Source organism: Sapientia aquatica, from assembly GCF_004358105.1.
Classification (GTDB): domain Bacteria; phylum Pseudomonadota; class Gammaproteobacteria; order Burkholderiales; family Burkholderiaceae_D; genus Solimicrobium; species Solimicrobium aquaticum.
Genome location: NZ_SMYL01000002.1, coordinates 683,549 through 705,486, shown reverse-complemented (window position 1 = coordinate 705,486; position 21,938 = coordinate 683,549). Strand labels below are relative to the sequence as shown.

18 protein-coding genes are annotated in these 21,938 nt (G+C 50.0%); 2 read left to right on the top strand and 16 right to left on the bottom strand.

Features of this window, described 5'->3' with window-relative positions:
* Window positions 1-253 precede the first annotated feature (253 nt).
* Genes mdcE through mdcA form a run of 5 tightly spaced genes read right to left on the bottom strand, consistent with a single transcriptional unit; the run spans window position 254 to window position 4,887 of the window.
* Entirely contained in the window at window positions 254-1,090 is an 837-nt protein-coding gene (mdcE, locus tag E2I14_RS07200) for a biotin-independent malonate decarboxylase subunit gamma (RefSeq protein WP_133326869.1), read from the bottom strand.
* A complete protein-coding gene (locus E2I14_RS07195) occupies window positions 1,090-1,956 on the bottom strand; it encodes a biotin-independent malonate decarboxylase subunit beta (protein WP_133326867.1) in 867 nt (288 codons plus the stop codon). The genes mdcE and E2I14_RS07195 overlap by 1 nt, the downstream gene beginning before the upstream one ends.
* Before the next feature lie 20 nt (window positions 1,957-1,976).
* Window positions 1,977-2,300: a malonate decarboxylase subunit delta gene (locus E2I14_RS07190; RefSeq protein ID WP_133326865.1), complete on the bottom strand. Its 324-nt coding sequence runs from the start codon at window positions 2,298-2,300 to the stop codon at window positions 1,977-1,979.
* A complete protein-coding gene (locus E2I14_RS07185) occupies window positions 2,300-3,217 on the bottom strand; it encodes a triphosphoribosyl-dephospho-CoA synthase (RefSeq protein WP_133326863.1) in 918 nt (305 codons plus the stop codon). The genes E2I14_RS07190 and E2I14_RS07185 overlap by 1 nt, the downstream gene beginning before the upstream one ends.
* A gap of 2 nt (window positions 3,218-3,219) precedes the next feature.
* Window positions 3,220-4,887, bottom strand: a complete 1,668-nt coding sequence (gene mdcA / locus E2I14_RS07180; protein WP_133326861.1) for a malonate decarboxylase subunit alpha — start codon at window positions 4,885-4,887, stop codon at window positions 3,220-3,222.
* 148 nt (window positions 4,888-5,035) lie between these two features.
* Here mdcA and E2I14_RS07175 point away from each other — a divergent pair, with 148 nt between their 5' ends.
* Window positions 5,036-5,980 (top strand): LysR family transcriptional regulator, encoded by a 945-nt coding sequence (locus E2I14_RS07175; RefSeq protein WP_133326859.1) that lies wholly within the window; start codon window positions 5,036-5,038, stop codon window positions 5,978-5,980.
* Here E2I14_RS07175 and E2I14_RS07170 read toward each other — a convergent pair whose 3' ends face one another.
* A complete protein-coding gene (locus tag E2I14_RS07170) occupies window positions 5,981-7,534 on the bottom strand; it encodes a methyl-accepting chemotaxis protein (RefSeq protein ID WP_133326857.1) in 1,554 nt (517 codons plus the stop codon).
* A gap of 493 nt (window positions 7,535-8,027) precedes the next feature.
* Between E2I14_RS07170 and E2I14_RS07165 the strand changes: the two genes are divergently transcribed.
* Window positions 8,028-9,839: a GGDEF domain-containing protein gene (locus E2I14_RS07165; protein ID WP_133326855.1), complete on the top strand. Its 1,812-nt coding sequence runs from the start codon at window positions 8,028-8,030 to the stop codon at window positions 9,837-9,839.
* Between the two features lie 116 nt (window positions 9,840-9,955).
* Here E2I14_RS07165 and E2I14_RS07160 read toward each other — a convergent pair whose 3' ends face one another.
* The 10 genes from E2I14_RS07160 to E2I14_RS07115 form a co-directional block, all read right to left on the bottom strand.
* The gene (locus tag E2I14_RS07160; protein ID WP_227544628.1) at window positions 9,956-11,794 is read right to left on the bottom strand and encodes an AMP-dependent synthetase/ligase; all 1,839 of its coding nucleotides are present in this window, start codon (window positions 11,792-11,794) and stop codon (window positions 9,956-9,958) included.
* Between the two features lie 282 nt (window positions 11,795-12,076).
* Window positions 12,077-13,252 carry an acyl-CoA dehydrogenase gene (locus E2I14_RS07155; protein WP_133326853.1) on the bottom strand — a complete coding sequence of 392 codons (1,176 nt, stop codon included), beginning with the start codon at window positions 13,250-13,252 and terminating at the stop codon, window positions 12,077-12,079.
* Window positions 13,253-13,323: 71 nt separating this feature from the next.
* Window positions 13,324-13,716 carry a RidA family protein gene (locus tag E2I14_RS07150; protein WP_133327143.1) on the bottom strand — a complete coding sequence of 131 codons (393 nt, stop codon included), beginning with the start codon at window positions 13,714-13,716 and terminating at the stop codon, window positions 13,324-13,326.
* A gap of 384 nt (window positions 13,717-14,100) precedes the next feature.
* Entirely contained in the window at window positions 14,101-14,526 is a 426-nt protein-coding gene (locus E2I14_RS07145) for an acyl-CoA thioesterase (RefSeq protein WP_133326851.1), read from the bottom strand.
* Window positions 14,527-14,530: 4 nt separating this feature from the next.
* On the bottom strand, window positions 14,531-15,694 hold the full coding sequence (locus tag E2I14_RS07140; RefSeq protein WP_133326849.1) for an acyl-CoA dehydrogenase family protein: 1,164 nt from the start codon (window positions 15,692-15,694) through the stop codon (window positions 14,531-14,533).
* On the bottom strand, window positions 15,695-16,558 hold the full coding sequence (locus E2I14_RS07135) for an enoyl-CoA hydratase family protein (protein WP_133326847.1): 864 nt from the start codon (window positions 16,556-16,558) through the stop codon (window positions 15,695-15,697). It lies immediately after the preceding gene.
* Window positions 16,555-17,076, bottom strand: a complete 522-nt coding sequence (locus tag E2I14_RS07130) for a MarR family winged helix-turn-helix transcriptional regulator (protein ID WP_133326845.1) — start codon at window positions 17,074-17,076, stop codon at window positions 16,555-16,557. Before E2I14_RS07130 ends, E2I14_RS07135 begins: the two co-directional genes overlap by 4 nt.
* Before the next feature lie 45 nt (window positions 17,077-17,121).
* Complete coding sequence (locus E2I14_RS07125; RefSeq protein ID WP_133326843.1) at window positions 17,122-17,907, bottom strand: SDR family NAD(P)-dependent oxidoreductase; 786 nt, start codon at window positions 17,905-17,907, stop codon at window positions 17,122-17,124.
* Between the two features lie 47 nt (window positions 17,908-17,954).
* Window positions 17,955-20,279, bottom strand: a complete 2,325-nt coding sequence (locus E2I14_RS07120) for a bifunctional salicylyl-CoA 5-hydroxylase/oxidoreductase (protein ID WP_133326841.1) — start codon at window positions 20,277-20,279, stop codon at window positions 17,955-17,957.
* Window positions 20,276-21,907 (bottom strand): AMP-binding protein, encoded by a 1,632-nt coding sequence (locus tag E2I14_RS07115; protein ID WP_133326839.1) that lies wholly within the window; start codon window positions 21,905-21,907, stop codon window positions 20,276-20,278. The genes E2I14_RS07120 and E2I14_RS07115 overlap by 4 nt, the downstream gene beginning before the upstream one ends.
* Window positions 21,908-21,938: the final 31 nt, after the last annotated feature.

The following is a 21,938-nucleotide window of genomic DNA, read 5'->3' as shown; positions in this document are numbered from 1 at the left end:
ATTTTTTAAAAATCTCAACATCGCTTTTTGCAAAGTCGTTTTGATTTATTGGTGCTGCACGTACTAAAACCTACTAAGCTTGTTATATCCAACTAATAAACTTACAAAATTAAGATCTACGCTCCGATAATCTGTCGCATTTTCAATCTCAACATGAAACTACCCATACCCTAGTTCTGGGCCGATTTAAAAACATACTTATTCAACCAAGGCATCCACAAGGAATGCCCCGAAAAATCAAAGCAGCCGCAAATTAGCTGTTCCACTGCTGCGCCAACAACTCCCGAACCCGAGCCGATGCCGCACGATGCGGCGCACCAAGTCGTCCACTCAAATCATGCACCGTCTCAGAGCGGATACTTTCCAACGCCTCGTGTAAAGTCTGCTTCACCAAGTCAACCGAAGCCAAATCCGGCTGATCGGGATCGGCAATTTGCAAGGACTTCCACAACAATCCTAGCGAAGCAAAATTACGAATATCGTAGGCCATAGGAGGAATCGTCTCAGCCAATGCTTCTAATGATTCAACCGAGCGCAAGGTAATCCGCGCCGCCGACTCTTTACCCATCGCATGCACCATCACTTGCGCGTCATCCAAGGCAATCAAGCGATTGGCTTGATAACCGTGCGCCAAAAACGCACCCGACATGGCTTTACCGACGATTAGCGCAATCACCGGATGCCCCGCCAAACGTGCACTGGCATAAGCTCCTGCCGCTGCGGCCAAAGCCTGATGAATACCGTAAGCTTCTTCGCGCCGACCATAAGCTTGGCTCGCCACATCGACGATTGCGATAATCGGTGTTTTGACCGAATTGGCCGCATCGGCCGCATCGGCATCAATGACCTCTTGAACAGCGCGCGCTAACTGCCAGCCTTCGACCAAACCAACTTCACCTGTTCTGGCGCGCACAAAAGCATTTTCGGCGTCCGGTATCACCGCAATGTAACGCACGGATTGTCCGTTTAATTGGGCGTCGCTAACCTTGATCGAAGCAGGAAAATCAGTCCGAATTGCAGCTGCACCGATTAGCGCTTGCAACCACGTCGCGCCGCGTAATGAATTAATGTGAGAATTAGTTGCGCTCATTACGCACCTCCCTGTTGATAAATCGCGCGCGCCATTGCGGGAGTTGCTTGCGCTGTGGCGTCAACCTTGTTTAAGCCTGTCAAGAAACGAGTGATCTGTTCGCTGCGATGCAGTGTGGGAATTCCACGTGCCAACAAGTCGGTCACGGTAGCGCGAATCTTGTCCACATCGTCATCCACCAAGACATCGGCCAACCCAGAATCAACCCGCTGCTCACCGCCCGTGAAGCTCCAAATAAATGGCCGATCACGTGAATCGTATTCCGCTATCCCTGCTTCTTGTTCAATGACCGCGGGGCCATTTAACCCAATCCGCGCTTCTTTAGTCACCACTAAATAACTACACAGCGCCGCTGCAATCGACATGCCGCCAAAGCAACCCACGGTTCCGGCTGAAATACCGATCACCGGCTGATAGCGGCGCAGATCAACAATCGCTGAATGAATTTCTGCAATCGCCGCCAAACCGAGATTGGCTTCCTGCAAGCGCACGCCACCGGTTTCAAACAAAATGATGGCGCCAGTCGGGATGCCATTGCGATTATCCTGCGCCGCTAATTCCAACGCGCCAGAGATTTTGGCTCCGCCGACTTCACCCAAACTACCGCCTTGAAATGCGCCTTCAATCGCCAGCACGACAAACGGTTGCTTGTTAATTGTTCCCTTAGCCACGATCACGCCATCGTCAGATTGGGTCACCACGCCCTGCCGTGCCAACCAAGGCGACGTCATACGATCAAACGGGCCGATTAATTCGCGCATCGTGCCCGGATCCAGTAATACCTTTGCGCGTTCGCGCGCGCCTAGTTCAATAAAACTGGCGGCTTCTAATAATTCTGCCAAGGGTAAAGCTTGATGTGTGTTCATTGCGTTCACCTTTTTTGATTTTAGTTAGCCAAACCAAGCTCTTCCAACGCTTGCTCTAAGCGCAAACGTACCACGCCGGGGGTGGCGCCAAAATCGTTGATTTCGATCTGCAAAGCAGGTAATTCAGTGTCCGCAAAAATGCGCTGCATGAGCGCTTCCCAGACGTGACTCATGCCGTCCACTGAGGTCGTAATTTGAATGCTGATTGCGCTGGGCTTGTGCTGATTGCGCTCGACCAAGACTTCCAAGTCACCTGAGCCAACCACACCAACTAAAATTTGTTGTTGAATCGCTTGCGCCTTGCTATTCGCTGCGAGGGCGAATTCGTAATTGAGTTTTTCCATTAATTCACCTCGTTCGCCAAGTGCTTAGCGTCGAGCGCTAATCGATCTAAAAATAAGGCGGCGGCCAACATATCAGCGGCACCGCCCGACGAAACGTTTTGCGCCAACATATTTGCTTCCAATTGATTAAAGGCTGCTTTTCCGAATGCTGTCGTCACTCCGCCGAGGTCTAGCACCCGCTGCGCGCCTGCTTGCACCAGCGCTAACGCTGCGGCTCCACCGCGTGATAAAACGCAGGTGTCATCCAATTGCGTCATTACCGCCAATAGCGCATTGAGTCGGGCGCTGCTTTCCTTCAAACCGGATTGACGAGATTGCTGCAAGGTCGGCAACGCCACATTGACCACTAACGGAAAGCCCCTTTGCGCCTGCAATTTAGCGCCGCCCACACCGTGTTGTTGGCAAGCGATTTCGCCTTTGTTGCCAGTGATAACGGGCGCGAACTGATCTTTGGTTTGTGCTAATAAAGCAGCACGTTCGGCGACCGCTTTTGGTGAGATGTCGTGTAAATCTTGTGCTGCAGCAGTGACTAGTAATCCCAATGCCCAGATCGCGCCACGGTGGGTGTTGACGCCACCAGTTACATCCATCATCCAGGCTTCGCCTTCGCGTCCTAGTTGACCGATTTTTTCACGCAATAATTGTCGATTATTAATCGTCATCCCAGCATGCGCCATTGCCGCAAAAGTGGGATGCAATGCATAAGCGCTTTCGCACATTAAGCTCCAGCTCAAATCAATGTGCGATCCGCGGCTGCGCATATCGACCAAACCGGGTTTGGGGGTCAGTGTCGCTTCATCCACTAAAGCCGCTACAACGTAATGAGCTAACTTGCCAGCCGTTTGGTTTGCCGCGTCGGCATCAATACTTAGCGGCTCAACAGTCTCCAATTGAATATCGTGTTCAATAATCAGCATGATTACCAACTCCTAAATTTTGCAGGTGGTTCGTATAAGCCATCCGACCATGTGACCAAATCAGCGACACTCTTTGCAGCTAACAAGGAACGCGTTGCTTCGTTGCGCGCCACGCCCATGTCTTGCGGCAAAGCGATCAAGCCTTGCTGGCGTAATTTAGTGGTCGTCTTTGGATCGTGCTTCATGCCGATGGGCGTAACGCCTGCGACTGCTGCGACCATCGCTTTACGCTGCTCTAACGATTCGGCTTTGTACAGGTAGGCAATGCCTTCTTCAGTCAGCACGTGGGTAACATCGTCGCCATAAATCATCACCGGCGCGATTGGCATGCCCGAATCTTTACCAACTTGCACCGCATCGAGGGTCTCGACGATGCTGGGCTGGGCTCCGTTTTGGAATGTTTCTACCATTTGCACCACCAGCTTTTTGCCGCGTGCTAATGGATCGTCGGTTTCAATTAAATCTAACCACGCCGGACTGGCGTGACGCCGTCCACCTGGATCGTGCCCCATGTTTGGCGCGCCGCCAAAGCCAGTTAAGCGGCCGTGTGTGACCGTGGACGAATTCGCTAAACCGTCCATTTGCAAAGTCGAGCCGATGAACAAATCCACCGCATATTGACCCGCTAATTGGCAGAAGGCGCGGTTTGAGCGCATGGAGCCATCGCGCCCGGTAAAGAACACATCGGGCCGCGCTGCGACGTAGTTTTCCATCCCCAATTCGCCACCAAAGCAATGCACGCTTTCGACCCAACCGGACTCGATCGCAGGAATTAGGGTGGGATGCGGATTAAGCGTCCAGTTTTTGCATATTTTGCCTTTCAGCCCTAGCTTTTCGCCGTAGGTTGGCAGAATCAATTCAATCGCGGCGGTATTAAATCCGATACCGTGATTGAGCGACTGGACTTGGTGCTTTTCGTACACACCGCGAATGGCCATCATTGCCATGAGCACGTGAACCGGCTTAATCAAACGCGGATCGCGGGTAAACAGCGGCTCCAAGAAAAACGGTTTATCTGCCTGCACTACAAAATCAATCCATGAGCCGGGAATATCCACTCGCGGCAAATCCGCTGGATCATCGACAATTTCATTGACTTGCGCGATCACAATACCGTCGCGGAAGGCCGCTGCCTCAACCAACGCTGGCGTATCTTCGGTGCTTGAACCGGTATATAAATTACCTTGGCGGTCGGCTTTAAAACCGGCAACCAGCACAACGTTTGGGGTCAAATCGACGTACAAACGGGCGTACAACTCAACGTAGGTGTGAATCGCACCAACGTCCATAATCCCGTCTTGCAGAAACTGGGCGATGCGCAAACTCTGTGCGCCAGCGTAAGCAAAATCGAGCTTGCGGGCGATGCCGCGCTCGAACAAATCCAAGTGCTCAGGTCGACTAACGCTGGGCATAATTAAATGCAGATGATGGACTTTGGCCGGATCAACTTGCACCAACGCGCGTGAGAGGAAGTCAGCTTGTTTTTGATTATTACCTTCAAGAACCACGCGGTCGCCCGGGCAAATCAATAAGGACAGCGCTTGAACAATGTCGGCCGTTTTCAGCACGGGGCCTTGCGCCAATTTTTCAACCAAGGCTAAGCGGCGGTGCTTTTCGGTGCGGCGCTTGCTCCATTGAGGACTGAGCGGCGCGGGTGCAGATTGCTTCATCCTTGTTTCCTTTAATCATTGTTATTGGTGAAACAGAGAATAAGAACTCACAATCTGCATGTCAATGACACTAAGTGCGAGTTCATTACCCTAAAAGTAATAAACTAATTTAAACTAAAGCCATAAATCACGCGAAAGGATGCTTTTCATGGCTATTGACGACGCAATCAGCTTTAAAAAGCTGGAAGTTTTTTTGGCATTTATGAAACTCAATAACATGGCGCGGGTGTCCGAATTGTTGGGCGTGAGTACCGTGAGCGTGCATCGTTCGCTGCATTCTTTGGAAGAAGCCATGCGCTGCCCTTTGTTTAAGCGCGAAGGCCGCAGCTTAATACCTTTGCAGGCCGCTTACACCTTTGCCGAATTCGCGCAACGCGCCGTCGAAGAATGTGAACACGGTATTTTAAAAGTACGCGAAACCGCCGGATTCAACGCCAAACGCTTAAAAATCGGTTCACTCTATTCGCTCACGCTGCGCTGCATCCCACAATTAATGATCGGTCTCAAATTACGCAAACCCGTTTTGGATATCGATTTAACGCTAGGCTCAAACCGCGATTTACTGCAGCAATTGGCCGATGGCAAACTCGATGCGATTGTTATTGGCGTGCATACCAAAAGCGAATTCCACGATGCGCTTGATCCCGAGTTATTGTCCATCCCCCTGTTCGACGACGATATATTTCTAGCCGCACCACTTAATTCACCATATAGCGGCCAAACTCAAATCAATTTAACCGACTTACATCAAGAAAAATTCGTCACATTGGCCGATGGCTTTGTAACCTCACAAGATTTTTGGTATTGCTTTGAGAAGGCTGGATTCAGTCCGAATATCAGCATGCGGGTGCAAGATATTTTTTCGCTAATTAACTTGGTCAGCGGCGGCATCGGTTACAGCTTGCTACCCGGCCGGGTCGCTAAATTCAGCAGCCAAATTGAATTAATTCCGCTCGAATCGAATTACGGCGCGCAGCAACGTATTACCCTGCTGCTGCCCAAAATCCGCGAACGCGATCCGAATCTGTTAGCGCTGACCGCCGAATGCCGTATGTATGGGCGGCACGATGGCAAGAAGGATGGATTTTTATAACTAGCTTGCGGACTTATAGCCTATCCTAAACCCGCCCCAGTGCTTGCCATTGACAAATATCGGCGCCGATAAATCGTGCATCACTTCGCCCGTGTCGCGCTTATACGTCTGCAATAAAAATGGCTGCTTATTGGAGCCGCAGCGCGAACCGGTGCGGTCATTGAATATGCGCTTGGTGCGATTATTGACAATATCGACGTCGTAGTCGCCGGTTAAAGGTTGAGAAAATTTCTTATTGTGGGTCGGGAAATAGCCGTTGTTATCGACCGCGCCAGCGTAGGCGATATGCGGCATTTTGGCCAATATGGCCTCTTGCAATTCGGGTAACGCCCGATCGGTAAAGGCGTCAAAACTGCTGCTGTATTTTTGCGGATTGGTGTTGGCAATCGGTTGATAACGCCGATCGAATAAGGCTTGCTCACTGATTTTTCCCTGCGCGATGGCAGCACTAAATAGCTCACCGACTTGCTTGGCTGCCTGCTGCGCCGCCAGTCTTATCTGGTCGTGGGAGGTAACAATTCCGGAATCAGCTAATGCGCCAGCAATCTGCTCGGCCCGCTCAGCTAGCATCGTGGCGGAGTTGGCCGCTGGTGGTAATGATTGCTCGGTAGCGGCCATACTTTGACGCATTTGCGCCAGCGCATCGTTAATCACATTGGTCGTTTCAACTTGCGCGTGCGCGGCTGCCGCAGCTTGCTCAATTTCGCGTTCCGATTCGGTCGATGATTGTTCAATATTGACCAAAACCGTGTTCAAGCGATCGACATTGGTGGCTGCTTGGGTCACTTTTTCGGACAGGCTATCCATTCCGCTGGAGGCCAATTTCGATTGATCGGTAATTTCGCGCACCATCAAACCGATTTCATCGGTCGCCGATTTGGTACGCTGGGCTAGTTGGCGCACTTCTCCCGCTACCACCGCAAAGCCACGTCCATGTTCGCCCGCACGTGCCGCTTCGATGGCGGCATTGAGCGCTAGCAAATTGGTGCGCGCCGCGATTTCATTAATGACTTCAGTAATGCCATGAATGTGGCGTGATTTCTTTTGTAGCTCGATCATCATGCCCAGCGCCGTTTGCGCTTCCTGCTGCGCGTCGCTAATTTGGCGCAAACCATGACCAATAAAACTATGCGCAGAAATCGCCTCTTGACGCACTTCTTGCGCGACCTGCACGGCTCGATTAGTGCTGGCAGCAATTTGAATCGCGGAAGCGGCGTTTTGCTCAGAGCGATCGGCAACGTTGTTAATCGTCGCAACGTCTTGCTCGATTTTTTTCTTCACCAAGTCGACAAAAAACGAGGTCTCCGCCGCCCCGATCATCAGATGATCAATCTCAGAGCCGACTTGTTGGGCAAACGATTCAACCCGGCTATCAGCCTTTTGGATTGGGAGAAACACGACCGTGGCGACGCTGCAAACTACCGCGATGAGCGTGGCGCAAGCAATCGAATACGTCGGGCTCAGCGCCCATTGCACCAACCAAACGGCTAAGGCGCTGGTCACCAACGCGACCGCAAGTAGCTTCAGCGCTCTCGTTAGAAATTGTTTCTGCATGCTGTGCGTATTCCCATGAATTGATTCTTTGCTTGATCACGCTCCCAGCTCAAACTCAGTGCTGCAGGCGGACAAGAATAACAAATCAATATTTATGTGATTTTTTATTATTTTTTGTGGCGATCTTCAACGGCTTTGTTAATTGAATTTAATGCCGTGTTTTCACAATAGGAAATGGATGATGGGAATACAAGTTTTTAACAATGTCCGGCGCAACATCGGCTGCCGATATATTTTTATAAAGAATGACGTCATCTAACTCTCAAATTGGCGCACGACAAAAATCTTTAGGGTGACAAGGTGCAAAAACTTTACTAAAACATAGTCAACAATTGGCAAAATCAGCCTTAAAGCGGCGTGGCAATAAATCACCCGGTCACAATTGAGTCATATACTTGCCCGTTGTCATTAATGCGCCCCATTAGTGATAAATAATTAAGAATCAAGTATCCAACATGGTCTGTACCTGCTACACCTAGTCAGAACCCAAGAAATGTCCTCACCTATACCGATCTATAGCGACTTTACGCAAACCCAACTGTCGATTGAGCTCGATCAGATCATCGAGGGCGCGCAGTTGACTATCCATTTCCAGCCAATTATCGACGCCAACAGCGGCCAAGTATTGGGTTGGGAAGCACTGTGTCGCGGCCCCTCTGATTCGCCCTTACACTCTCCGTTGGTATTGTTTGAGATGGCGGCGCGCTTTAACAAATTGTCCAAGTTAGAACTCATCGTCCTCAAGAAATCGTTGATGAGATTTAAAGAACTAGGACTGGCTGGTTTGCTGTTTTTAAATTTCACAGTTGATTCGGTGGTGACATCGATTAACTTCCATCGTGAGATTTTTGACGAATTGCAATTGAATGGCCTTTCACCCAATCAAATCGTGATCGAACTCACAGAAACTCGCGCCACCGACGATTTATTCGCGCTAGAGCGCGGCATTACAGGCTTGAAAGAACTCGGCTTTTCCATGGCCATTGATGATCTCGGCGAGGGATTTGCCAGCCTTAAACGCTGGATCAAAATGCTGCCGCAGTTTGTGAAGATTGATCGCCATTTTATCGATGGCATACACAAGGACACACTCAAACAGCAATTCGTCAAATCAATCGTCGATATCGCCGCCAAAGCAGGCTCCAAGGTCATTGGTGAAGGGGTGGAAGAAGAAGCCGATCTGCGCTCGCTGCGCATCCAAGGTGTGAACCTAATCCAAGGCTATTTGATCGCAAAACCGTGCTACGAACCGCTCTCCACGGTTGAAACTCGAATTTTAAAATTATTAGAATCAACCCGACCCAACTTTAATTCTGCGCCCATCAATTTATCGAAAAAAGCCAATACCATTACGGCTGGAAATTTAGCCCATAAAACTTCGGTCGCTCATCCGAAGTTGTCGTGCAAAGACGTCATCAGCACGTTTCAAGCAGATCGACGCTTGAACTCCTTGCCGGTGATTGATGATCAAGAAAAAGTGGTCGGCGTGATTCGTTCGTTAGAAATTTTACGCCGCGGCACTGAAAAATATTTCAATGAGATTTTTGGCGCCCGCTCCTGCACCAATATCATGGACGTAAATCCTTTGATCTTCGACGTATCGACCACATTGCGCAGTATGTCGGAAATGATTTCTGGCTTAGATGATCGCTTGGTCGCAGACGGTTTTATCGTCACCGAAAACGGACGCTACTTTGGTTCCGGCAAAATGACCGATCTATTAAAGGCCGTCTCCGACATGCAAATCACGTCGGCACGTTACGCCAATCCCTTGACCCAATTGCCGGGTAATGTCCCGATTGATGAACAAATTTTAGAGAACTTAAATAGCCAAGCGGCCTTTGTTGTTGCCTACTTTGATTTGGATAATTTCAAACCGTTTAACGATGTATATGGCTATCACGCGGGCGATCACGTGATCTTGCTCACCGCGACATTGCTTGCCAATGCGATCAACCAAGAATGCGATTTTTTGGGTCATATTGGCGGCGATGATTTTACGGTGATATTTAAATCAGCAGATTGGCAGGCGCGGATCCAAACTATTTTGAGTAAGTTTGATAAAGCGATACTGAGCTTTTTTTCTGAAGAAACGCTGGCGGCGGGAGGAATCATCACCCAAAATCGTCAGGGCGTTGAAATTTTGCACCCGCTAGTTAGCCTCTCGGCCGGTGTTGTGCCGGTTAAACCAAACACTATCAGCACGCCAGCGGAACTGTCGAGCATGCTGGCCGAAACCAAAAAGATGGCTAAGAAAACACCGGGCAGTAGTTACTTTGTTGATCGACGCGGGCCTAAAAACTAATTGCTACCGAGGTTGAACTGCTCATTGCAACTGAATCGGTTTAAGCCCTGAAAACGCCGCGTCGAATTTGATGTCAATTTCAATATAAAGCGGGCGCTAACGGTAACCAAGCACGTTCAACGTTTATACATTTTTTGAATCTGCTCAGCAAAATGTGCCGCGAGATTATTGCGCTTTAATTTTAACGTTGGAGTAATCAAAGTATTCTCAACTGTCCACGGTTCAATCGACAAAATCACTGCTTTAGGCTGGGCATAAAAGGGGAAACTCTGGGTTAGCTCGCGGATGCGTTTCAGCACAACTTCGACTGCTTGAGCATTTACCAAGTTAGTCAAATTATCGGCATCCAATCCCAATGAAGCAGTGAGTTCTTTCCAATAAGCGCGACTTAGCACTACCGCACAACCGATAAATGGCGCGTTGTCGCCAAAGACATACACTTGCTCGAACACGTTGTCATTCATAATCGCCAGTTCTAAATCGACTGGCGCGATTTTTTCACCGGTTGAAGTGACGATGATTTCTTTTAAACGCCCCAAAATACGCACCCGACCATTCACCACTTCGGCTTGATCGCCCGTGCGCAGCCAACCATCGACGAACGCTTTGGCGGTATCTTCGTCACGCTTCCAATAGCCGCGCATAACGTTGGGGCCTTTGACTTGGAGTTCCGAGTTTTCACCAATACGCACTTCCACTTGCGCCATCACGCGACCAACTGTGGAAGGATCGTTATCGTCGGGTGCGTTGAATGCCACCACCGGAGCAGTCTCGGTCATGCCGTAGCCTTGCACAATCGGGATTCCCAAACCTAAAAAGCAATGCGAAATCGCTTGTGATAACGCCGCACCGCCGCTAACCGCGACACGCAAACGTCCACCAAATTGCGCGCGTAATTTCTGCGCTACTAATGGATCTAAGATTGTCCACGCCAATGCGTCCGTGGCTGCGGTCAAGCTATCACCAACCAACAAACCTTGTTCACGGCTAAAGCGCCGCCAGCCGACGGCTATTGCGCTATTGAACAAATACGCCTGTAACTTTGAGCCGGCTAATTTGGTCTGAATGACGCTATACACACGCTCATAAATGCGCGGTACCGAGATCAAAATCGTGGGCCGCACTTCCAATAAATCTTGCGGTAATTGTTTGTTGGAGCGCGAATACGCCACGCACGCACCAGCGGCAATTGGCAAGTAATAACCAGCGGTGCGCTCGAAGGTATGCGACAACGGCAAAAAGGATAAAAACACATCACTCGGAACCGGCGTCACGCGCAACACGGCGGCAATCACATTGGTCATCACATTGCGGTGAGTAAGCATCACGCCCTTGGGCTTGCCGGTGGTGCCGGATGTGTACACCAAGGCTGCCAATTCGGATTCATCGACGGTCGGTACTTCGATAGGTTTCACCTTACCGGGGATAATCAACCATTCTTCCAACGTGCTGAGCGGAGTTGAATGGATTTGCGCCGTATCTTCCAAGGTTTTGTTGAGCGCCACCACCTGCTGCAAAGCGGGAAAATCAATCCCACATTCCGCAATCGCCTTCCATTGCGCGTCAGACTCAACGATTAAAAAACTGGCTTCGCTGTCGTTGAGAATGTAGGCAATACTTTCTGGATTATCGAGCGCATGCATAGGTAACGGAACGCACGCTAAGGCCAAGGTCGCTTGATCAATACACACCGCGTGGATGCCGTTGGGGAGCAAGATCGCCACCCGCGCGCCGCGCTCTAAATCGTGCTGCGCTAACGCACGAATAAATACCGACACCAATTGATTGATTTCAGCCCAAGTCGAACTGATCCACTGACCGGTTACGCTATCAAATTGGCGATAGGCTTCACCATCTGGCGTTGTGTTCACCCGCCATGCGAATAATTCTGGAAGTGTTTTTAATGAAGAAAGTTCGGACGTGGTCGCAGCAGACATATTGGCTGAATTTGGCATGGGTAATAAAGAGGAAGAAGCAGATTGGCTAACCCGATAATTAACGCAGCGTTAAACGCCAAGGATTAAATCGAGGTCTAGCAAAGTAAGGAATTACAAAGAGGTGCAAGTTTAACAAATCTCAATCAATTAGGCTTGCTTTGTATCAAGCCAGTTCTAAAAACTTAAAAGCCGGCTGCTGGCACACTGCAGCAAACCGGCTTTCTTATCGTTTCCCCAACACTGTCACCCGTAACAAGCTAATAACGTGGGTTAGGGTTTTAGGACCAATTTAATTTCACATTAAAACGCCGCGATACCCGTTTGGGCACGACCTAAAATCAAGGCATGAATATCGTGCGTACCTTCGTAAGTATTGACCACTTCCAAATTAACCAAATGCCGTGCAATACCGAACTCGTCCGAAATCCCGTTACCGCCCAACATATCACGCGCCATACGCGCTACGTCCAAGGATTTGCCGCAAGAGTTACGCTTCATGATTGAGGTAATTTCTACCGCCGCCGTGCCTGCATCTTTCATGCGACCGAGTTGCAAGCAACCCTGCAATGCCAATGTAATTTCAGTTTGCATGTCAGCGAGTTTTTTCTGGATTAACTGATTGGCTGCTAATGGACGGCCAAATTGTTTGCGATCCATGGTGTATTGACGGGCCATATGCCAGCAAAATTCTGCCGCGCCCAACGCGCCCCAAGCGATACCGTAACGAGCGGAATTTAAACAGGTGAACGGGCCTTTTAAACCTTCTACGTGCGGCAATAAGTTTTCTTCCGGCACAAACACTTCGTCCATGACGATTTCACCAGTAATCGATGCGCGCAAACCTACTTTGCCGTGAATGGCTGGCGCAGTTAAGCCTTTCCAAGCTTTTTCCAAGATAAAGCCACGGATGCGACCATCGTCGGTTTTAGCCCAGACCACAAATACATCGGCGATTGGGCTGTTGGTAATCCACATTTTTGCGCCCGACAACGAATAACCACCCGGTACGGTTTTAGCGCGTGTCACCATGCTGCCTGGGTCGGAACCATGATTAGGCTCGGTCAAGCCGAAACAGCCTATCCATTCGCCAGTGGCTAATTTAGGCAAATATTTTTGTTTTTGCGCTTCGCTACCAAATTCATTAATCGGCACCATTACCAAGGAACTTTGCACACTCATCATGGAGCGGTAGCCAGAATCAATCCGCTCCACTTCACGCGCCACCAAACCGTAGCAAACATAGTTCATGCCAGCGCCACCGTATTCGGTTGGAATGGTAGAACCGAGCAAACCGAGTTCGCCCATTTCGCGGAAAATCGCGGGATCGGTTTTCTCATGACGGAAGGCTTCCAACACCCGCGGCGCAAGGCGTTCAGAGCAATACGCTTGCGCGGCATCGCGCACCATGCGTTCTTCGTCGCTTAATTGTGAATTGATTAAAAGTGGATCGTCCCATTGGAAAGCTGCTTTTGACATCGTGTTTCCTTCGTTTTTAGTATGAATAAATTAAGTGTACTGACTGCAAAGCGTGAATTAGTTCTAGTCCGCTATTCTGGCACAACTGCCGTCACTTCGATCTCAACTTTTGCACGATCTTCGATCAGTCCTGCGACTTGTACCGCTGTCATACTCGGAAAATGTCGCCCAATAATCTCGCGATAGACTTTGCCGATCTCAGGGTAAGCGGCGACGTATTCTTTTTTATCGATCACATACCACGTCATTCTGACGATATGCTCCGGCCCAGCACCACCTTCTCGCAGCACCGCCACGACATTTTGTAAGGCTTGGCTAACCTGCCCCACAAAATCATCCGTATGAAACCGCCCCTGCCCATCCCACCCAATCATCCCACCAACAAAAATCTGCCGCCCCGTTGCAGAAATACCATTAGCGTATCCTTTTGGCGACACCCAACCATCTGGTTGCAAAAACTGCATGGAATTTGACGATGTACTCATGACGATGCTTTCCTTGTTTTACGAGCAAATTTGCGGGATAAATTTTGAACGGTGAGCGGTAGATTTAGCTGGGCTTTGGGTTGGCTTTGGGTTGGCTTTGGGTTGGCATTAAGGTTGAAGTTGGTTTTGACGATGAAGTTGGTTTTGACCATGAAGTTGCTTTTGACGATGGAGTTACTTTTGACATTTCCGTTGAACGCAGCCAGTTTCACTTCTTTCCCATTTTTGCGCCTAGTTTTTCAGGGTTTCCAAAATAGCGTATTCGCCTTTTGGGGTTACTTTTTTTGGCGAGGCAAAAAAGGTAACTAACCGCCTAACCGCCCCCGACCTCAAGTCATTCAACAACAAAACTAGTAAATAAAATCATCGCCCATCAACTTCATTCAAATAGGGGGCCATCAACTCCCTCAACGATTCCGTCAAAGGAATTGCCCGCCTAGATTCCAAATCCATCAACACCAACACCAACTTAGCCCGAATCCGAACCAGCAAATCCTCCCCCAACAACTCGATCCCAACATGAATGGAAGAATTCCCCATCTTGGATAAACTCAACTGCGCCACCAACGTCTCACCCAAGGTCGTCGGCGCAATAAAAGCACACTCGGCATTCACCATCGGCAAGGTGTACCCAAACTCGGTATGCATGCGATTAAACCCAGCACCTAACGCCTGTTCACACCATTCTTCAATGACGGTATTAAAAAACTCAAAATAACGCGGATAAAACACGATTCCCGCAGGATCGACATGCCCAAAACGAATTTTTAAATTAGTGGTAAATATCATGCTCTTAATTAGTCTCGGTTAACAGTTCACGCGCAATAATCAATTGCTGCACTTCGGTTGCGCCTTCGTAAATCCGCAACGCGCGAATTTCCCGATAAAGCCGCTCCACCGGCATCTCACTGACCACGCCCAAACCACCAAACAACTGCACCGCGGCATCGATGACTTGCTGCGCCGTTTCAGTGGCCGCCATCTTAGCCATGGCCGCTTCTTTGGTCACTTTTTGTCCCTGATCGCGCTGCCAAGCGGCCCGGTAAGTCAGTAATGCTGAGCTATCAATGCCAGTCGCCATTTGCGCCAATTTCGCTTGCGTCAACTGAAAATCGGCCAAGGTTTTACCAAACATATTGCGTTGTTTAACGTGGCTCAACGCTTCATCCATTGCACGGCGCGCAAATCCAAGCGCTGCGGCGGCAACCGACGTGCGGAACACATCTAGCGTAGCCATCGCTACTTTAAAACCCTGCCCAGCGACGCCGATGCGTTGCGATGAATGGATGCGGCAATTCGTAAATTTAAGCCTGGCCAAAGGATGCGGTGCGATCACGTTGATACGCTCCGCAATGTCCAAACCGGGATTATCGGCATCAACGATGAAAGCCGAAATTCCGCGCGAACCGGGCTGTTCTCCCGTGCGGGCAAACACGACATAAAAGTCTGCAATACCGCCATTCGATATCCAGGTCTTTTCGCCATTTAATTCATAATAGTCGCCGACCAGTTTTGCTGCACATTGCATGGCAGCGACGTCCGATCCAGCTTCTGGCTCGGATAATGCAAAGGCCGCAATTGCTTGGCCTTGCGCCACTTTAGGCAAATAATTAGCGCGCTGGGAAGCATCGCCAAACAGGCTGATCGCACCAGAGCCCAATCCTTGCATTGCAAAAGCAAAGTCGGCCAACCCATTGTGACGCGCCAAGGTTTCGCGGATTACGCAAATCATGCGGGTATCAATCTGGTCGGCATTCGCGCCATATTCTGTGCCAGCGATGGCATGTCGCAGCCAACCCGCTTGACCTAATTGCACAACCAATTCACGGCACGCAAGATCCACGTCCGAACCGTGGCAATGCGACAAATTGCTGCGAGCCCATTGATCTAGTTGGGCAGCTAATTGCTGATGACGCGGCTCAAAAAAAGGCCAGCTCAAATAACTGGATGCCGACATTTAATTCCCTTCAAATTGCGGCTTTTGTTTAGCCGCAAACGCATGATAAGCACGATGAAAATCGTTAGTAGCCATGCAAATCGCCTGTGCTTGAGCTTCGGCTTCCAGCGCTTGTTCTATGCTCATCGACCATTCTTGCTGCAACATTTTTTTGGTCATGCCGTGCGCAAAGGTGGGGCCATTGCTTAGGTCGATTGCGTAGTGTTGGGCTTGCTGTAAGACCTCGGCAGGTTCGCACAGTCGGTTAAAAAAGCCCCAACGCTCCGCCTCCACACCCGACATAGAACGACCCGAATACAACAAATCAGCGGCACGGCCTTGTCCAATGATGCGTGGCAAAATGGAACACGCGCCCATGTCGCAACCAGCCAAGCCAACGCGAGTAAATAAGAATGCCGTCTTGCTGCGCTCAGTTCCAAAGCGTATATCGGACGCCATGGCCAATATCGCACCAGCACCGGCGCACACACCATCAATGGCGGCAATAATCGGTTGCGGGCAAGCGCGCATGGCTTTCACTAAGTCGCCCGTCATCCGCGTAAAGCGCAACAAGCTCGGCATATCCAATTCAGTGAGCGGGCCAATGATTTCAAACACATCGCCGCCCGAACAAAAATTCTCACCCGCGCCCACCAACACCACCGCGCTTACATCATCTGCGTAAGGCAAATCCATAAACAATTGACGCAACTCTGCGTAGGATTCAAAGGTCAGCGGGTTTTTACGCTCGGGGCGATTTAAGGTAATCGTGGCGACCTTGTTTTGGAGTTCAAAGCCAACGTGCTTGGCCTGATAACCAGCAAACGAAAGGTGGTTGCCAGGCAATTGATCTGGTTTGCCCGGCAAATAGGAGGACGAACTCATTTCACGCCTGCTTTCACTTTCGATAGCAGCTGAATCAATTGCTGCTTTTCATCAGCATCTAAGCCACCGACTAATTCTTCTACCCACTGCTCGTGTACTTCGGCCATTTTTTTGAAGGCGGCAATTCCCTCTTCGGTTAGTTTCAGACTAAAGGAGCGGCGGTCGTTAACATCAACCATGCGCTCAATGAGCTTTTCTTTTTCTAACTGGGTCGCGATTCCAGTGACATTGCCGCCGGTGACCATCATACGTTTGGATAACTCCCCCATGCGCAAGCCTTCTGGATGGCGTTCTAACTGCGCCATCAAATCGAAGCGCGGCAAGGTGATATCAAATTCAACGCGCAAACGGCTGCGGATTTCATTTTCGATTTTGACTGTGCTCGACAACATTCTGAGCCATAACCGCAAGGACAAATGGTGGTCATTGGTCAATCTGGTTTCTAAATCGATTGTCGCAGACTGGCTTGACCCGCCTATCTGTGACTCGTTAAAAGCTGTTGAATCAACTGGTTCCATCCCAAAATCTCCGATATATGTTTATTCGATTTATTGAACGTTTTGCTAAGCGGTCTCGCCACCGTCAATTGCGATGGCCTGACCGTTAATACCCGAAGACGCTGGCAAACATAAGTACACCACTGCACTGGCTACTTGTTCAGGCTGAATCAATTTGCCCTGCGGATTACTGGCCGATAATTCTGCTCTTGCTTGTTCTTCGGTCCGACCGGTCTTGCGCATGATATTGGAAATGGCATCGCGCACGAGTTCGGTTTCGGTATAACCGGGACAAATCGCATTGATTGTCACGCCTTTGCTAGCGACTTCCATCGCCAACGAGCGCGTCAAACCAATCACAGCGTGTTTGGCAGCGCAATACGAGGACACATAACTGTAGCCCTTCAAGCCCGCTGTACTCGCAATATTGACTATCCGACCCCAGCTATTTTCCAACATCTTGGGTAAAACTGCTTGCGAGCACATAAAAACGCTACGCACATTGACATCAAACATGGCATCGAACTGGGCTAAATCCGTGCGTAAAAATGGCGCTGACTGAGCTTGTCCAGCGTTATTGACCAAGATCGCGATAGCACCAAAATACGCTTGCGCTTGGCTAACAGCTTGAGCGATTGAGTCAGCATTGGTCGCGTCCATTACGACACTGAACACGTCGCCAAATGCACTTAATTGCTCTGTCGCTTGCTCAAGACTAGATTGATTGCGTGCCGCGATTGTTACCTTTGCGCCCTGCTGCAACAAGGCTTGTGCAATGCTTAAGCCAATGCCACGCGATGCGCCGGTGACCAGAGCATGTTTTCCTTTTAATGCTGCTTTTAAATTATTCATCGCGTGCCAAGGTGTTTTTTAAAATTTGTTTGTGATTGGGAGTGCATTTATTTTTCCGATGCTTTGGACAGATTGCGCTCCAATTGCAGCTTACCTGCTTGATACTGCAGCGGCCAATCGATGTCGGTGAAACCTAATTTAGCCGCCTCGTGCAAGGTCCACGCTGGGTCGGCTAAATGTGGCCGCGCAATGGCGCACAAATCTGCCCGACCTGAAGCGATAATGCTGTTGACCTGATCGGCATCGGTAATCGCGCCAACCGCAATCGTCGGAATCTGCGCTTCATTGCGAATCCGATCTGAAAACGGCGTTTGAAACATCCGACCATACACTGGCTTCTCTAATTTACTAACTTGTCCCGACGAACAATCGATCATATCTGCGCCAGCCGCTTTAAACAGCCGCGCAATAGCGACCGCATCATCTGGCGTAATGCCGCCTTCGACCCAATCGTGCGCCGAAATACGCACACTGATGGGCTTATGTTGCGGCCAAACTGCGCGGATCGCGGCAAACACGTCGAGCGGATAACGACAGCGATTTTCTAGATTGCCACCGTACTGATCGTTGCGCTTGTTGGTCAGCGGACTAATGAACGAGGACAGCAAATATCCATGCGCGCAATGCAATTCCAGCCAATCAAAACCAGCATCTTGCGCTGCTAAAGTCGCCCGCACAAAATCCTGCTTAATCCGCTGCAAATCGTCCAAGGTCGCCGCTCTTGCGGTACGCGACACACCGGCCAAGTAGGTTTGTTCTGAGGCCGATAGCAACGACCAGTCACCCTGCTCTAACGGCTGATCAATGCCATCCCAAGCGCGCTTGGTAGCGCCTTTGGCACCGGCATGACCGAGCTGAACGGCGATTTTTGCCGTGCTGTTAGCATGTACGAAATCGACAATGCGACGCCACGCGGTGACGTGTTGCTCCTCATACAAACCGGGACATGCAGGAGTAATACGCGCATCAGCCGATACGCAGGTCATTTCAGCAAACACCAGCCCTGCTCCGCCCATTGCCCGCGCACCGAGATGCACCAAATGGTAGTCGCCCACCAAACCATCTTGCGCCGAGTATTGTGCCATTGGCGAGACGACGATGCGGTTTTTTAACGTTATTTCACGTACTTGGTATGGCAAAAACATAGGCGGAATTGGCTTGGCGCTGTCTCCCTTTTTCGGTACAAGCTGGTTTGCCAACCATTCTTCGTAGCCACGAATATAGTCAGGATCGCGCAAACGTAAATTATTGTGCGATAAGCGTTGGCTGCGGGTTAATAAGGAATAGGCAAACTGCGGTGCTTGCATGGCGGTATAGCGATCAACATGCTCAAACCACTCCATTGAATTGCGTGCGGCGCTTTGAATTTTGAGCACATCCACCGAGCGTAAGGCTTGGTATTTTTCTAGCACTTGGGCTTTGCCATGCGGCCCAAACTGGCTAAAGCAACTCGCCAATTCGATCGCATCTTCTAGCGCCAACTTAGTTCCTGAACCAATCGAAAAATGCGCCGTATGCGCTGCGTCGCCCATCAAGACAATCGGCACGGACTTGCCGCCGATCTGGGCGTGATGCACCCAATTTTTACAGATAATGCGCGGGAACTTGATCCAATTGGATGAGCCGCGCAAGTGCTTGGCATTGCTTAATAGTGCATGTCCATTTAAATACCGAGCGAAGATTTTTTCGCAAAATGTAATCGCCTGCTCTTGCTCCATTTTATCGAGACCCGCTTTTAGCCAAACATCTTCGGGCGTCTCAATAATAAAGGTAGAAAATTGCTCATCGTATTGATACGCATGCGCTTGAAACCAGCCGAATTCTGTTTCAACAAAGGCAAACGTAAAGGCAGAAAACTGCTGCTTAGTTCCCAGCCAGACAAAGCGGCAAAAACGAGTTTCAATGTCGGGCTGATAGCTGTCGGCATAACGCGTCCGAATACGGGAGTTTAAGCCATCCGATGCCACGACTAAATCCGCATCATATTGCAGTGCTAACGCAACTTCGTCTTGCACATCATTTTCAAACACCAGATCGACGCCCAATTCTTCGCAACGCTTTTGCAGAATATTCAATAAATGTTGCCGTCCAATTCCGCAAAAACCATGGCCACCTGAGGTGATGGTTTCACCTTTAAAATGCACATCAATTTTGTCCCAATGATTAAACGCATTGAGAATTTTTTGTGCGCTGATTTCATCGGCATGAAATAAATTATTCAGCGTTTGATCGGAAAACACCACACCCCACCCGAACGTATCGTAGGGACGATTACGCTCAACAATGGTGATCCGATTATCGGAGTTTTGTAGCTTCATCAACAGGCCAAAATACAATCCGGCAGGACCGCCGCCCACGCAAACAATGTTCATGCGCACTCCCTTAATCTAAAACGTTGTAATTTGCCGGTATCCGTGCGCGGCAAGGTGGTTTTGAATTCGATTGAACGCGGATACTTATACGGTGCAATCGTGGCTTTGACAAACTCTTGCAACGTTTTTTCTAACGCTGAATTTGGCTCAAAGTCGGCAGCCAACACGACATAGGCTTTGACGATTTGCCCGCGCTCTTCATCGGGACAACCGACCACCGCGCATTCGGCCACTGCTGGGTGTTGCAGCAGCACTTCCTCAACTTCTGGCGCGGCGATGTTGTAGCCCGCCGAAATAATCATGTCATCGGTTCTGGCGCGATACCAAAAGTAGCCGTCGTCATCCATCACATAGGCGTCGCCGGTCACGTTCCAACCATTGCAGACGTAATTGGCTTGGCGCGGATCGGCCAGATAGCGACAGCCAGTTGGCCCTTTAACCGCCAAGCGCCCCACCACGCCGACCGGGACTGGGTTGCCTTCACCATCTAAGATGGTGGCTTGGTAACCGGGGATGGGTTTTCCGGTAGCACCGGCGCGTACTTCATCATCCGCCGCTGAAATAAAAATGTGCAGCATTTCGGTTGCACCGATACCGTCTATCATGCGCAAACCGGTTAACGTTTGCCACGTTGCGCGGGTGGCAGCAGGCAGGGCCTCACCGGCTGAGACAGTTTTGCGCAGACTGGATAAATCGAACTTGCTCGCCGCTTGCAGCATGATGGCAGTCATTTGCCGGTAAAACGTCGGGGCGGTGAAACAGATAGTGGCGCGATGCTGTTGAATCGCTTGTAGCAACGTCTCGGGTGTGTATTTTTCTAGCAATACGGCTGTGGCCCCGACCCGCAGCGGGAATAAGGCCAAGCCGCCTAAACCAAAGGTAAATGCAAGTGGCGGCGTACCGATAAAAATATCCTCGGCTTGGCTGCGTAAGGTGGAGACAGGAAAGCAATCACAAATCGCCATTACATCACGATGAAAATGCGCTGTCGCTTTGGGCTTTCCGGTTGTGCCAGAGGTAAATCCAATGAGGCAAACATCTTCCAGACTGGTCGCCACAGGCTTGAATTGACTGGATTTATCTTTCATCGCCGCGTGCAAACTGGAAGGCAATTGCTGCTGCGCTGGCGTGCCGCCGTAATACATGATTTGGCGTAAAACGGGATGTTCGCTTTGTGCGGTCAGTAATTCATCTTTCAGCGCTTCGCTGCACAGCGCCGCACTGATTTGCGCCTGCTCGATCATCACGCCAAGTTCTTTAGCGCGCAACATCGGCATGCTAGGAACTGCAATACAACCGACCTGCCAGACCGCCAAAATACACGCTACCAACATCGGAGAATTTGCGCCGCGTAAAAGCACGCGATTACCAGGAATTACATGTAGTTGCTCGACCAAGACATGACTAATTTGATTTACCTGTTGCCGCAATTGAGCGTAAGTCAGGTTGTTTTCTGCACCAATTAACGCGACTTTGTCGGACTGGGCGCTCGCTTGTTGGAGCAATTCTTGGGCGCAATTGAGTTGCGCTGGGTAGTGCAAATGGGGCAAATCGAAAATTAATTCCGGCCACGATGCGCGTGGCGGCAAGTTATCCGCCGCAAAAGTATCTTGATGCGCTGTCTGCATGTGATTTCCTTATTAGAGACACTGATAAACG